Source organism: Oceanobacillus kimchii X50 (assembly GCF_000340475.1).
In the GTDB taxonomy this organism is placed as follows: domain Bacteria; phylum Bacillota; class Bacilli; order Bacillales; family Amphibacillaceae; genus Oceanobacillus; species Oceanobacillus kimchii.
Window position 1 is genome coordinate 590026 of sequence record NZ_CM001792.1, and the last position, 14231, is coordinate 604256.

The 14231-nt window shown below is 33.5% G+C and carries 15 protein-coding genes; 14 read left to right on the forward strand and 1 reads right to left on the reverse strand.

The window, feature by feature from the left end; all coding sequences use genetic code 11:
* Window positions 1–206 precede the first annotated feature (206 nt).
* Window positions 207–608 (reverse strand): helix-turn-helix domain-containing protein, encoded by a 402-nt coding sequence (locus C794_RS03305; protein ID WP_017795718.1) that lies wholly within the window; start codon window positions 606–608, stop codon window positions 207–209.
* Window positions 609–870: 262 nt separating this feature from the next.
* On the opposite strand from C794_RS03305, the gene xis reads away from it, so the two are divergent.
* The 14 genes from xis to C794_RS03375 all read left to right on the forward strand — a co-directional run bounded on the left by xis (window position 871) and on the right by C794_RS03375 (window position 14224).
* Entirely contained in the window at window positions 871–1071 is a 201-nt protein-coding gene (xis, locus tag C794_RS03310; protein WP_017795719.1) for an ICEBs1 excisionase, read from the forward strand.
* 417 nt (window positions 1072–1488) lie between these two features.
* The gene (locus C794_RS03315) at window positions 1489–1866 is read left to right on the forward strand and encodes a DUF961 family protein (RefSeq protein ID WP_017795720.1); all 378 of its coding nucleotides are present in this window, start codon (window positions 1489–1491) and stop codon (window positions 1864–1866) included.
* A gap of 112 nt (window positions 1867–1978) precedes the next feature.
* Window positions 1979–3328, forward strand: a complete 1350-nt coding sequence (locus C794_RS03320; RefSeq protein ID WP_017795721.1) for an FtsK/SpoIIIE domain-containing protein — start codon at window positions 1979–1981, stop codon at window positions 3326–3328.
* Window positions 3329–3415: 87 nt separating this feature from the next.
* Window positions 3416–4417, forward strand: coding sequence for a replication initiation factor domain-containing protein (locus tag C794_RS03325; RefSeq protein ID WP_017795722.1), 1002 nt, complete (start codon window positions 3416–3418; stop codon window positions 4415–4417).
* Window positions 4418–4794: 377 nt separating this feature from the next.
* Window positions 4795–5370: a cupin domain-containing protein gene (locus tag C794_RS03330; protein WP_017795723.1), complete on the forward strand. Its 576-nt coding sequence runs from the start codon at window positions 4795–4797 to the stop codon at window positions 5368–5370.
* A gap of 239 nt (window positions 5371–5609) precedes the next feature.
* Window positions 5610–5921, forward strand: a complete 312-nt coding sequence (locus C794_RS03335; RefSeq protein WP_017795724.1) for a hypothetical protein — start codon at window positions 5610–5612, stop codon at window positions 5919–5921.
* On the forward strand, window positions 5914–6879 hold the full coding sequence (locus C794_RS03340) for a conjugal transfer protein (RefSeq protein WP_017795725.1): 966 nt from the start codon (window positions 5914–5916) through the stop codon (window positions 6877–6879). The genes C794_RS03335 and C794_RS03340 overlap by 8 nt, the downstream gene beginning before the upstream one ends.
* A gap of 13 nt (window positions 6880–6892) precedes the next feature.
* A complete protein-coding gene (locus tag C794_RS03345; protein WP_017795726.1) occupies window positions 6893–7144 on the forward strand; it encodes a hypothetical protein in 252 nt (83 codons plus the stop codon).
* Between the two features lie 12 nt (window positions 7145–7156).
* The gene (locus C794_RS03350; RefSeq protein ID WP_017795727.1) at window positions 7157–7702 is read left to right on the forward strand and encodes a conjugal transfer protein; all 546 of its coding nucleotides are present in this window, start codon (window positions 7157–7159) and stop codon (window positions 7700–7702) included.
* Window positions 7671–10073, forward strand: a complete 2403-nt coding sequence (locus C794_RS03355; protein WP_017795728.1) for an ATP-binding protein — start codon at window positions 7671–7673, stop codon at window positions 10071–10073. The genes C794_RS03350 and C794_RS03355 overlap by 32 nt, the downstream gene beginning before the upstream one ends.
* A 40-nt stretch (window positions 10074–10113) precedes the next feature.
* Complete coding sequence (locus C794_RS03360) at window positions 10114–12192, forward strand: CD3337/EF1877 family mobilome membrane protein (RefSeq protein WP_017795729.1); 2079 nt, start codon at window positions 10114–10116, stop codon at window positions 12190–12192.
* A 49-nt stretch (window positions 12193–12241) separates the two neighbouring features.
* Entirely contained in the window at window positions 12242–13264 is a 1023-nt protein-coding gene (locus C794_RS20785; RefSeq protein WP_017795730.1) for a lysozyme family protein, read from the forward strand.
* A gap of 12 nt (window positions 13265–13276) precedes the next feature.
* The gene (locus C794_RS03370; protein ID WP_017795731.1) at window positions 13277–13765 is read left to right on the forward strand and encodes a hypothetical protein; all 489 of its coding nucleotides are present in this window, start codon (window positions 13277–13279) and stop codon (window positions 13763–13765) included.
* 72 nt (window positions 13766–13837) lie between these two features.
* Complete coding sequence (locus tag C794_RS03375) at window positions 13838–14224, forward strand: hypothetical protein (protein WP_017795732.1); 387 nt, start codon at window positions 13838–13840, stop codon at window positions 14222–14224.
* Window positions 14225–14231: the final 7 nt, after the last annotated feature.

Consider the following 14231-nt stretch of genomic DNA (forward strand, 5'->3'; position numbering starts at 1 on the left):
TCATTATAAAGGATATGTAATCTTAAACATCGACATAACTTAAAAATGTCTCTTGTCTTATAAAATGATGTAATATCTTCTACTTCTCCTTTAATGTTGTTTTCGGTAATGATAATACCCCTCCTTGATATTTAAACCATTTCAACCCATATTGTATAGTTCAATATTATATGGAATTATTTGTATAATGTCTATTATTTGGAATATTATTTCTCATTTCGTTTCATCTCGTCTACAAATTTCATCCCATTTATTAATGCTTTTTTTATCATACGAATAGTTTCCTCATCTAAATTAGATTCATCAAGGTATATAGTGGGGTCATTACCGTTTTGAATTTCCATTACAACCTCGTCAAATATATTATCTAATTTAGATTTTTTTTGATTATAGGAATCTTTATTTTCATAATCAGTTAAACCAAGTAAATAATCGGTAGAAACCTCATAAATTTCACTTAATTTCTTTAAGGTTTTTGTGTCTGGGTCAGTTGTATCTCTTTCATATGCTGACAGTGATATATTAGAAATATTTAATTTTTTTGCAACGTCTTTTTGAGTTAATTTTTTTCTCATACGAGAAATTCTTAACCTTTCTCCCAATGTCATATCTATTATCTCCTATTCAAAATATGTGATGATTAAAGATTTCCTTAAAATTAAAATAAATGATTATAACTATTATAACAATTTGTTCTATATTTTTATACATATTGTATATAATTTTATCCATTGTATATTTTTATACTTAGTTAATTAATATTAAAAAAATATAAGAAATCTTTAAATTATGTATTGACTTTAAGTTTTATTAAATCTATAATGTACTTAACAGTTAAAAGATATCTTTAAATAACAAGGAGGGAACAAATTGATTCAAGATACTTCATACGAATTTTTGACAGTTAAAGATGTACAAAACATATTACATGTTAAAGAAGCCAAAGCCTACCAAATTATAAGGATATTGAATAACGAACTAAAGAAAGATGGTTATTACGTTTTACCTGGTAGAGTTAATAAAGAAAAATTTGAAGAAAGATTTGTTTACAATAATATTAGCAGTTTTTGAATGCAAAGAGTGTCGATTTTTAGGAGGTGGTTCATTAACAGTAGAGTAGTAGAGTGAAAAGTTGACTTAATAAAAAGTAGAAGGATGGTTGGACAATGATAATTGAATATAGAAAGAAAGGGCATCCAGCAATATAAACCATATGGATTATATAACCGAAAGCCCTAATAAAATATCAGCAATTTTATTATATCATCTTTTCGGTTGTTTGTCATGGTTGCCTGAGTATTAAGTGTCGCAGTTATACACTTTTGAAAAGCTGTAGTACGTAAGAATATGCGTGCTGATGGTTATGAGATAACCTACTTTAGTTTGCCATGATCTATATAAATGGGGAGCAAATAAAAAGTATATTGTTTTAATTAAAAATGACAAATAATAAATGAAAATAATTAAAAAAAGAGGAGAGATTTTATAATGAGATTTGCAAATGGAATTCGCCCAGATGAAAAAACTACTTTTGGTGATATGATTTTTATGGGATTAAATAGAGAGAAAATGTTTTTTGATAGAGATAAAGGAGAACGTACGGATATTTTAGAGTCAAGAATTTATAATTTAGCTTCCAGTGCACAAAAGGAACAAATTGAGGTTACGTTACCCGAATATGTTGACCTTAAAGAAATTGAGTTTAATAAACCAGTGAAACTACAAAATCCAATTATTAAAATGAGAGCGCAAGCAAACGGTAATTTCGCAAATGTTGTATTTACAGTGGAAGCCGAAGATATTGTAGAAGTAGGTCAAAGTGGAGTGAAGAAAGAGCCAGTTGCAGCAGGAGAAAATAAGAAATAAGGTTTGATTAATTGAATCATATCTTTATGATCAAAAAAGTATTGAAGGTGGTTTTATCGCAAACATTAAAGAAGCGCTATGGAAATATAAAGGTCGAAGGATAACCAAGAATATGAGAAATGGAATAGTAAGAACGGCATTATATATTTATGTGCCGTTCTTTTTGCTTTCTATGGGGATTATATTTATACCGCATATCCTGAACTTTGGAGAATGGTTATCGTTTGAAGGATTAATTTATATACAAGACTGGAATTGGAGCTTGATACTCAAAGGTATTCTTCTCAGTGTGGTAATAGGTTTTATTCCGATAGTAGTTGCCTATTTTTTATTTTATGGCACATATAAGAAGATATGGCATAGGCAAAAGATTGCTCGAATGTTTATTTCGAATAAATATGCGGAAAGTGTACCAATCACAAGAGAATCACAATTTGGGGATAAAAAGCTAAAAAAGGAAAAGCTAAATTATTTCCCCAAAGCGTATTATCGAAGCAAAGAAGGCTATATTTATTTAAAAATTGCCTTGGATATGACAAGACACCAAAAAAGGTATTTAGAGTTAGATGAAGAATTAGAAAAAGGTTTGTTTGCGGAATTAGTGGATAAAACAATCGAAGAAAACTATGTCAATTATAAATTACTTTATGATATTGAGAAGAATAGAATAACTATTCATGATGTAGAAGTGTCTGACGGTAAAATAAAGCTGATGAAGCATATTACTTGGGATTATGAGAAATTACCTCATATGCTAATTGCTGGTGGAACTGGTGGAGGTAAGTCCTATTTTATGCTAACGATGATTCTATCATTTTTAGATACAGGTGCAGAATTAAAGATATTAGATCCTAAGAATTCGGATTTAGCTGATTTAGAAAATGTATTGCCTCGTGGTTCTGTATTTTCAAAGTCTACAGGGATTATGATGATATTGCGTAAAAGTGTAGAGGCAATGTTAGAGAGGTCAGAACAGATTAAAGAAATGCCGAATTATAAAACGGGTTCTAACTATTCGGATGTTGGATTAAAACCAGTTTTTATTATTTTTGATGAGTATGTTGCCTTTTTGGAATTGATTAGTAGAGAAGATAGAGCGAAAGCGTTGGAGTATATCAAACAGATCGTGATGTTAGGTAGACAAATGGGATACTTTCTTGTATTAGGACAACAGCGACCAGATGCGAAGTACCTTGCAGATGGAATCAGAGACCAATTTCATTTTCGAGTAGCGTTAGGGAAAATGAGTGAAACCGGTTATGGCATGATGTTTGGAGATACAGACAAATTATTTACATTTAAAGATGTAAAAGGTAGAGGGTACGCAGATGTAGGAGGTAGTGTTATTACAGAATTTTATACACCAATTGTACCTAACGATTATGATTTTATGACACAAATAGGGCATGCAGTGCAGGGGCAAGAGAGCGGGGCGACGGCAGTCGCCAACGGCAGTGATTAGCGAACGCCCCAAGCGAAATGTCCGTCGGAGGAGTGAGCGTAGCGAATGACGACCAAAAACCCCCCCTACTCTAACAGGGGGGTAGTAATGTTAAAAGATGAAGAAAACCCGTTAGAGGCGAAAATTGATTATTTACGAGTGTCCTTTAAAACCCACGATGTCGATTTGATATTAAATAACGTTGTGCATATTAAAAAAGAGTTTATGCAACACAAAGAAAGTGGTTTCTACGGCTATGTTGGAACGTATCAGTTAGATAATATAAAAGTATTTTATTCTCACGGCTTAGATGAACGAGGAATATTAGTTGAAATGTCGGGGAAAGGTTGTAGGCAGTTTGAATCGTTTCTAAAAGCGAGGAATAAAACATGGTATGACTTTTTTCAAGATTGTATCGACCATCAAGGGAAGTTTCCTCGTTTAGATGTAGCCATTGATGATAGGAAGACCTATTTTGATATTCCGATGGCATTAGAAAAGGTGAAGAATGGCGAAGCCATTTCTAGATTTAGAAAAAGTGATTATAATGGTTCGTTAAATATTGAAGATGGAGGCTATTTAGGAACAACCATTTATTTTGGTTCCAAACAATCCGAAGTTTATCTATGTTTCTATCAAAAAAATTATGAACAAGCAAATAAATATCATACAGAGGTTGAGGAATACGGGGAATGGAACCGTTATGAGTTACGAATTAAAAATGATCGAGCGCATAAAACGATTTTAGAAATGCTGAAAACAAAAAATTTACTCGTAATAGCAAAAGGGATTATGAATAATTATTTAAGATTTGTAGAAAAGGAGAATTCAGAAGAAAGAAGGCATTGGAAGACCTCTTTATTTTGGGAGGAATTTATAGGCGACGTAGGAAAGTTGAAATTATATACAGACCCAAGTGAAGATTTTTACCAGAAATCAAAAGAATGGTATTTAAAGTATGGCATACGCACGCACAAAATGATAAAGCTAGTTGATGATACGTTAGGTACGACAGATTTAGATGATGCTGTATTTAAATCGGAATTAACACCAAAACAGGAACATATGTTGATGGTTCATCTTGCGAATGTTCAAGAGATGGTTGTCTAACCTTGTTTTTGAGGTGTGAGGTTGGCTAGTCGTGTGGGGACTAAACCCCACGTAATGAACATACGGTTAGTGTTTTTTAATGCGTAAAAAGTCAAACGTTTTTGTCGGTATCATGATTAAGACAAGTCGAATCTAATAAACCTCGTTTTTGAGTATGTTCGGCTTGGCGACATAAGCAAACCGACAAAATGACGGAAAGCAAGGGGGAAAAGATGGAGATTTTTTAGCGTAGCGATCTTTTTGGGAAAAAAGAAAAAATACGATCTGTCCCTTGCTTGGAGTTAAGTTATATGAATAGGTAGTACAACTGTAGCATTTTATAACATTCAGCATAAGATGATTTTATAATTTATATGCCTATGGGAGGAAAGAAAAATATGTACCCTTATCAATATCCTTATTCGTATCCTTATTATGCTTACCCACCAATTTCTAATTATTATATGATTCCAAATGATCGGAGTATGTCAAATGAATCTGATTATGCAGTTAACTTTTGGCCATATACAAACACTCAAAGTGATAGAAACACTGTACTAAAAGATTATGGAAAAGAACCATTTGTAGTGAATATAAACCAAGCTACCAAGCATAACAATACATTTCGTACAGCTATATGGACGGGAAATCATTTACAGGTTACTTTGATGAGCATAAATGTGGGAGATGATATAGGTCTTGAAGTTCATCCCAATATTGACCAATTTTTACGTATTGAAGAAGGTCAAGGATTAGTTCAAATGGGAGATGCGAAGGACCAATTATATTTTCAAAAAAGAGTTTATGATGATGATGCAATCATGGTACCAGCTGGTAAATGGCACAACCTTATTAATACGGGAAATAGACCACTTAAACTCTATACAATCTATGCCCCTCCTGAACACCCATTTGGTACGATTCATAAAACAAAAGCGGACGCAATAGCTGCCGAGGAAAATCATCACGAATAATTGAGTTGAAAAAATGTTTGCCTAAATCTTTAATTAATAGGCCTATTTATTGGATATCACATCATAAAATGATCAAACTTTTTGTGGGGAATTTATACTAAATTATAAGTGAAGAATCCATTTTGAGTAATCTTTTTTAAAATGGATTCTTTGTGTTTTCCACGGTTTGCGGATTTGTTCTTTGAAATGATCAAACTTTATTCCAAAGTAAATTTAAAATTTTGTTAGGAGGTTATATTTTGATAACGAGCAATGAACGATTTGAAAAATTAGGTTTTATTGCTGATGTGCCAGTAATGAGAAATGGGAAGTTTACCGAACCATATAAAGCATATATTAAAGATTTAAGTCCACATACGAGTTTAATAGTAGAAGGATATAAAAAGAAAGGATACTCTACGTATCGGTATAGTTTTTATAAAGTTACCTATATAAAAGGTGGTCGAAAAATTAATCAAAAAGTATATGCGGAGAATGTTTCCTTAGTAAAGGTGTTACGACAAGTAACATCTTTTTTACATTTCATGGAAAAGGGTGTGAAACATGGATAAAGAAAAGAAGTCTAACCGTTTTAAAGAGCGAATGAAACGAGTGAAGAAACAACCAAAAGAAAAAGCAGGGGTTCGAAAAGATAGGTCGAGACTTATCGCAACCTGTTTATGGTTGGTGTTAATTACGATTTTTTTTGTTTCTGTATTAGGAACATGGTTGTCATTAAATACACGTTCTTCGTTAAATGAAACCAATCAAGTGGTAGAAGCGAAGCAAGCAGAAGATGAAGAAACGTTTAATGTGATAAGTGCAGATGAATATATAAGTAACTTTGTTCGTGCGTTTGTGAATGTAAAAAAAGATGATACTGCATTAGAAGAAAGAGCAGAAACATTGCGAAATTACTTTGTTTATACGCAAGAATTTCAAGATGAAAGCAATGTGATTTATACAATTCCCGACTTTCAAGGGGAGAGAACATTAAAACGTTTAAACCTTTTTAATGTCGTAGAAGAAGATAACCATTATGTCATGCAGTACAAGGTGAATATTACAAATAAATTTAAAAAAGAGGAAATAGATCAAGAACTTTTATTACATGTACCTGTCTTGATGGAAAATGAAAAGTATAGTGTGAAATCGGCACCCTATTTTACAGAGGTTTACTCGTTAAACGGAAATATTGAAGTGGAAGAAGATAACCAAACAATAGAAGAATATAACGGGGCAGAAAAAGAAAATATACTCGCCTTTGTAGCGAATTTCTTTGAAAAGTATACCACCGAAGATGTGGAGGAAATGGGTTACATCATGAATAACCCGACCAGTTTAAATGGTGCCTTTGTTTTTGATGAAATGCAGGAGACAAAAGTTATTCCGGAAGATGACCAATTCGTTATTGTTACACGTGTTGTATTTCGAGATGGATTAACGAATATCCCGCATGTGAATGAAGTGGAGTTGGTGTTAAGTAAAAGCAACAATAGCTATTTCGTAGAAGAACTACATTATCATTAGGAGGAATATGAACATGAATATGTTACACACGTTATTAATAGCGAGTGCGAATTTACCTAGTTTAGATGGAATTACCAACTGGGGGCAACAAATTATTGAACAAGTGGTTATGTTGACGGTGTTCTTTTTGGTAGGAAAATACCTAATCAATTTAAAAATCGGAAAAATCGTGATGATTACGATACTAGGTGGCGTGATTTACTTCATTATTCGAAACTGGTCAACTGTCAGCAACTGGATTAATGCGTTTATCGACACATTGTAAGGATGATCAACCATGAGATATGTATTTAATTATCGGAAGTCATTTCGTGAACCCAAAAAAATTAGGCAGATAACAGAAAGGTATTATCTGCCTTTTGCGGTTGAATTAGTACCTGCAATTAACTTTTTTATTTTTGTAGGAATAACGTTTGTGATTGGATTAGGGATACGTCAATTTTATCCCCATGCATTCAGTAGTACGTGGGTTATATTTTTAATTGGTATACCACTTGCATTAACGATGCTTGTGACAAAGGTTAATCCCGAAGGGAAAAATATTTATCTGTATATGATTGATATGTTTAAGTATTATTTCTTGATTAAACTTCCGAAAAAGAAATTTTGTAATGGGAAAGAAGTATCCTATTTGGATGATAAGAAAATCACATTTAAAAAACCAGTGAAGGTGGTGCGAAAAGGGAATGGCGAAATTAATGCCGGCGTTAAAGACGATACACAAGAATTTGTTTATTACGAGAACGGGCGACATGTACGCAGGATACAGAATCAAGAGCGAATCGATTTCCATGAGAAACAAGAAAGCAGTGGAAAACTATAAATCGAATTGGCAAGATTTTTTTGAAGAAATCACGAGTTATGAAGAATGGCATTTAATGATGTATCCCCAAGAATACCGATTAGGGGAACGATTAAATGAATTAAAATATGTTTTATCCCATGATAGTAAATCGGTTGGAGCATATTATTTAGATGAAACGGAACGTATTTTAAACGCTCGTTTAGGTGTGATGACAAAAGATGATTTTATTTTATTTATCAAATTGCGAGATGACCATATACGAATGGATGCCGATTTAAAAGACAATGTATTTAGTTTATTTAGCAGTTTAACAGATAATGTTGTCCGTCTGTTTGGGTTGGAACAAGATATACCCGTTTCTTTTTTTGAACGGTTTCAAGAGGAAGAGGAAAATCTCAGTAACATTGTGGCTAGTGTAGGTGGTCGGAAGTTAACTTATGAAGAAACGGTGTATGTGAACCGGTATCATTATATACGAGGTCTAAAACATGAAATTGCAGATGAAAAAATAAATGGGAGTGTCGAATCGATTACCAATACGATTATTGACCCGACAGAAACCTCGGTATTGAAATTAGATACGGATGAGGATGAAGGATATACGGCCATTTTGGTGGTGGATGATTTCTTGCATAATATGGCAGAAAGTAACTTGTTTTATCGTGTACAGTCCTTGCCGTTTCCTGTGGAAATACAAATCAAGGCGAAAGCAGAAAAGAAAGCTACTACCAAAATGAAATTAAATTTAAAACAAAAAGAATTGAAAGAATCATCCATTGAACAGGCGAAAACAGGAGATAGAATTGATTCTAGTGTCAGTGAAAGTCATTATCTCGTTCGAAACCTACAAGATGATATTAAAAAGTCGGATGTTTCATTAATCAATTGGATAGCAACTATATTTGTGTATGGCAAAACCAAAAAGGAAGTGTTGAATCGGGCGAAGGAAGTCAAACGGCATTTAAAAAACTGGGAAATCAAATGCCATGTTCCTGTCGCTGATCAATTGAGTTTATTTTATAAAATGTTACCAGGAGAACGATTAGACACAACGACAACAAATTGGCTTCAAAAAACAACCCAAGATGGATTGGCTGAATGCATGTTTGGGATAAATACCGAAGTTGGTTCCAAAATTGGTTTCTTTATCGGTTGGGTAGACCGTTTTTCCAAGCATGTGAATTTAGAAAGAGCAAAGTTAAGTAGTCGAGACCCTGTCTTCTTTCATCCGTTTTTAGCTAATGAAAATATTAGTGGAAGTAAAACACGTTCTCCGCATGTATTGATTACCGGAGATACTGGAAATGGAAAATCGTATCTAGCAAAAGTGATATTTAGTTATATTACCTTGATGAGTGTACGAAGTTTATATATTGACCCGAAGAAAGAGTATCGAAAATGGATTAATAAAGTGATTAATGATAGTGTGGTGAATCGTGATTTTCCGTTATATGTGGAACATTTGAAACGATTTAAATTTATTACACTGGATTATGAAGATGAGCGAAACTGGGGAGCATTGGACCCAGTAGTTTTTATGCCACCAAAACAAGCGAAAGATTTAATTGAGGATATATTCTTACAAGTATATGATTTTAAAGGAAAAGACGAAATATATACGGTATTTCTACAAGCAATTAATGAAGTCCTAGAAGCTCGACAACGTGGAGAAAGCGTTGGTTCGATGCATATTATTGATATGATGCAACATAGTGAAGAATCTTCTGTTCAAAAGGCAGGAGATTTTCTAAATGAAGTGATTGTGAATAGCGTATTAAAATTATGTATTCATGATGGGAGTCATGAAGGACTGAACTTAGATAATCGAGTTTCGGTTATTGAAGTAGAAAACCTTGATTTACCAGAGGCGAAAGATGACTATGAAACGTATACCAGTAGTCAATTAAAATCCAATGCGATTATGTTGGCATTAGGGAAATATTGTGAGTTATTCGGGAAACAAGATAAAGATGAAAAGACCGTAGAATTTATTGATGAAGCATGGATGATTACTTCTAGCCAACAAGGGAAGAAAGTCGAAAAAAGTATGCGACGAGTAGGAAGAAGTTATAATAATGCGTTGTACTTCATTTCCCAAAGTACCAAAGATGCGTTACGAGAAGAAGAAAATGAAACGAATAACTTTGGTGTTGCATTCGCATTTGATGAGCCTTCCGAACGTGAAAGTATATTGAGATGGATGAACATGGAAGTAACGGAAGAAAACAAAAAAATGTTTGATGATATGTTGCAAGGACAATGTTTATTTAAAGATATTTATGGTCGAACATCTAAAATAACCATCGATTGTTTATTTGAAGAATGGGAAGGTGCGTTGGAAACAATAACAAAATCCTCAGTCGCATATGCAGAAGAAAAATATTTATAAAGAGTCGTCTGAGGATGGCTCTTTTTTGTGAGGTGAAAAAGTGAATATCAAAAAGATAGTGTTATCTTTATTAACACTTGGATTGCTTGTTCTATTGATTGTACCATCGGTGTATGCGGATGATTCGGAGTATATGGAACGTCCACGAATAGAAGAAGATACGGTAAATCTGTTGATTGAAAGGTACGATTTAAATCGTTACAAGGTTAACAATGAAGATGAAGAAAATCGGTTTAAGGGTGCGCTTATCTCGTTGAATAATGGTATTTTTCAAATTACAAGTTTTGTCGTAGAAATGGTAGATACTGCATTAGACCATATGTTTAGTATTGATATGTTGAATGAGTTTGCGGATGATATTTCCAACATCAGTTATCAAATGTATGTGATGTTAAAAACGAATTTTGGAGAAATGTTATTTGTCTTTGCATGTGGGTATATTATATGGTTAGCGTTCAGTAAAGGAACGTTTCGAGAATCCATAAGAAGAAGTATTTTATTTATTGCGGTATTGGTTGTAGCTGGGTACTGGACATTTAATACGGGAACGATTATAAAGGTCGTCAATAATATTTCTAATGAAGCGCAAACCAAGATACTTGATACCGGAAATTCGATTATAGATGTTATTGATGATGGAAGTGGTGTATTTTCCGATACTTCTACGATAAATACAGGGAGTACGGATGAAACGGTGAGTAGTACATTAACGGTCATGCGGAATTTATATTTTGATTTGGCATTTGAACGACCCTATTTATTTATGAACTATGGAGATGTAAATAAAGAAGAAATTAATAATCATGATTTAAATGGGGATGAATTGTCCATCGGGAGTGGTTATGGTCGTGTAGATAGACTACTCGCATTCAAAAATACAAAAGATGCGCAAGAAATGCGTTTAGAATATGTGGAGAATGATGAAGTAGATGCGTTAGGAAATACGAATATGGGTGGTGGAAATGCATACTCACAACTGGGTATTGCTTTTTTATCTCCATTTTTAGCCATTGGTTTGGGGATACCATTTTTTATCCTCGCAAGTTTTAATTTTATTATCCAGTTGTTTATTATTTTGATCCTGTTTTGTATCCCGTTTGCGTTTATTTTGTCGTATATCCCGCAATTTGCGATGAGTGGATTTAAAATGATTGGTTATTTATTCACTGCGTTTGCGGTAAAGATTATTTTAAGTTTGTTTGTCTTATTTGTGTATCTCATGTGTTATTTAGTAGATACTTTTTTAGCCCCAACCAATATAGGAATGTATTTGTTGAATGTGGCAGTATTAGTCGTATTATTATTATTCATGATTATCAAACGAGACATGATTGTTAAAGTAGTTACGGCTGGAAGAGTACAATCGTTAGATAGTGGATTCATGAATAATGTGAACCAAAAAATGGTCAATCCAACCTTTGAGAAAATCAAAGATAAATTAACATCGAAAGGAAAGACAAATGAGGAAGTTTCTCCTGTTCCAAATCCAAATATGAATGCGAATCAACATAATGGGATGGCAAATGGAAAAGGAACGAATGTCAATCGAACACCGCAAGGGGAAAATGGAGAAGTGAATAAAGGGCAAGAGAAAGGTTTTTCGGTAAATCCTAGAGAAGATAATCATCGAACTCCACAAGGGAATAAGGAAGAAAATAAAGAGGGCAATAAAGAAAATAGGGAAATGGGTCAAGAAAAACAACCATCTACTCTTGATGAAAAACCTCAAGGTTTACAAACTGCGGAAGGAAATACAAAAGAATCCAATGAAAATGAAGACAAAGATAATAGAAAGATAGAACGAACAATACAGAAAGAATTAGAGGAACAAGAGAAACCATCATCCGTAGGTACAGAGGATAAAAAGGCACAAACGGAATATGTGGATAATAATCAAGTAGATGTAGAACGAGAAAAGCCAAAAGCAGTTCATCAAGAAAAAGAGAGACCTGTTCAACAAAGTCCTGTAGTTAATGTCCCTAAAAATGAAAGTCAATCATTGCACCATCAATCAGGTAAAAAGGTGAGATATGAAAAGTCTAGCAATCTTGGATATGGAACTTATGAGATAGAGAGAAATAAAATAGATTTTACCGATAGTAAAGGGAAGAAGGAATAAGAAGGAGACACGTTTTTGGTGTTTCCTTTTTTTGTGAGGTGAATAGGGTGTGTTCAAACTTAAAGTGATAATGATTGTTTTGTGTGTAAAAATATTTGTAGTTTTTATTGGAATTGCGTTTTTTGTGGTAGTAATGTTTTCGGTTGATAGTGGAGGGTTAGGTGGAGGTGAATTTGATGGCATGGAAACGGAGTATACCGTCAATGGTATTGCGCCAGAAGTGGAAAGGTTTCGCCCCTATTTTATAAAATATGCGAAAGAATATGGTATCCCAGAACATGTGGAACTATTAATGGCAATGGCGATGCAAGAAAGTGGTGGAAGGTATGTAGATGTCATGCAGTCATCGGAATCCTTAGGATTACCTAGAAATTCGATCACTGATCCCGAGGAATCGATTAAACAAGGAGCAAAATATTTTGCGCAAGTATTAAAAAGTGCGGGTGGAGATGTAGAACTGGCTTTACAATCGTATAATTTTGGGAATGGATTTATTGACTATGCGAAAGAAAATAATAATGGTAAATACTCGGAGTCGTTAGCATTGGATTTTAGCCGTTATATGGCAGAGAAAATGGGTTGGGATAGATACGGGGATGCAAATTATGTACAGAATGTGATGCGCTATTTGGATACCTCGACAGGAACGGCTGGGAATAGTGATGGATGGGCGTTACCACTTACAAATATAACGATAACTAGTGAATTTGGACCTCGTGTTCATCCAGTGACTGGAGAAGTGAACAAATGGCATGGTGGTTTAGATTTTTCGTGTACGCCGGCAGATATTATTATGAGTGTGGCAGATGGAGAAGTCGTGGAAGTTATTCATAGTAATGTTGGCTATGGAAATTATGTAACGGTGAAGCATGGAAAAAATGAATTTAGTCGATATGCCCATTTATCTAACATCGATGTAAGAAACGGTGATGCGATTTCACAAGGAGATGCGTTAGGAAAATGCGGAACAACGGGAACAAGTACAGGCAATCATTTGCATTTAGAACATTTAACTGCATTAGGGCAAGCGCATGAAGATAAAAAAGACCCAAGAAAAACATTAGGATTATAAGGGTGGAAAAACATGAAGAAATATTGGGTGGTTATTGGTGTATTAGGGGTGTTTATAATTTTTATGATGTTAAATAATAATGAATTAAGAAAAGAGGTGGAAGGGAATACTCAAGAAATACAAGCATTCGAAGAATCGGAAGATATCATTTATTATGAGGCAGGAGATGTGGCGAAAGCATTTGTGGAAAATTACTTTAATTATACTGGTCATCCTGTAGAAGATAATGTAATCGAATTTGTATCAACCGATGTATTAAAAGAATTAAGTTTTGGTTCTAGTGAATATAGTGATGATTTAGAGAAAGTGGAATCAAGTGTTCATCAAATGAATGTGTACTATGGCGAACAAACAGAAGGAAAACAAAAAGTATTGATCTTGTTTGATAATGTAATTGAACTGAATGATTTGGAAAGTGTAGCAAAAACAATAATGGAAATAGATGTAGAACAACAGGAAGAAAATTGGAAAGTATCGGAATTTACTTTTAATCAATATTAGTTTTGGTATAATAATGGTAAATTAACATTTATTAGGAGTGGTACTATTCGAAAATACATTCTTTTGTTGAGTATGTTTAGTTTCATTTTATTAATTGGATGTTCAGGAGAAGCAAAAGAGAAGACAGAAGAAGATTATAATGAATTAGTTGAATTAGCTTTTGAAGATTTTTGGCATAATTTATCAGATAAGATGAAATATGAAATGTATGAAGACGATTTTAATAGTCTTAGAGATAATTCAGAGATTAAGATTTGGGAAGATGGGAGATATATTGAATTAACTATACCTAGGAAGGATGATGATGAACGTTCTAGTGTAAGTCGTACTGAACATGAAAATGGTGAATTTAGGTTCTTGTATAAGGAAGATTTTGAATTAGCAGTTGAAGGTAAAGATATAGTCTATCAAGAAAAAGAGGGAGAGATTATAAAATTAATAAGTCTCTCTCTTTTTTAAGGCTTCT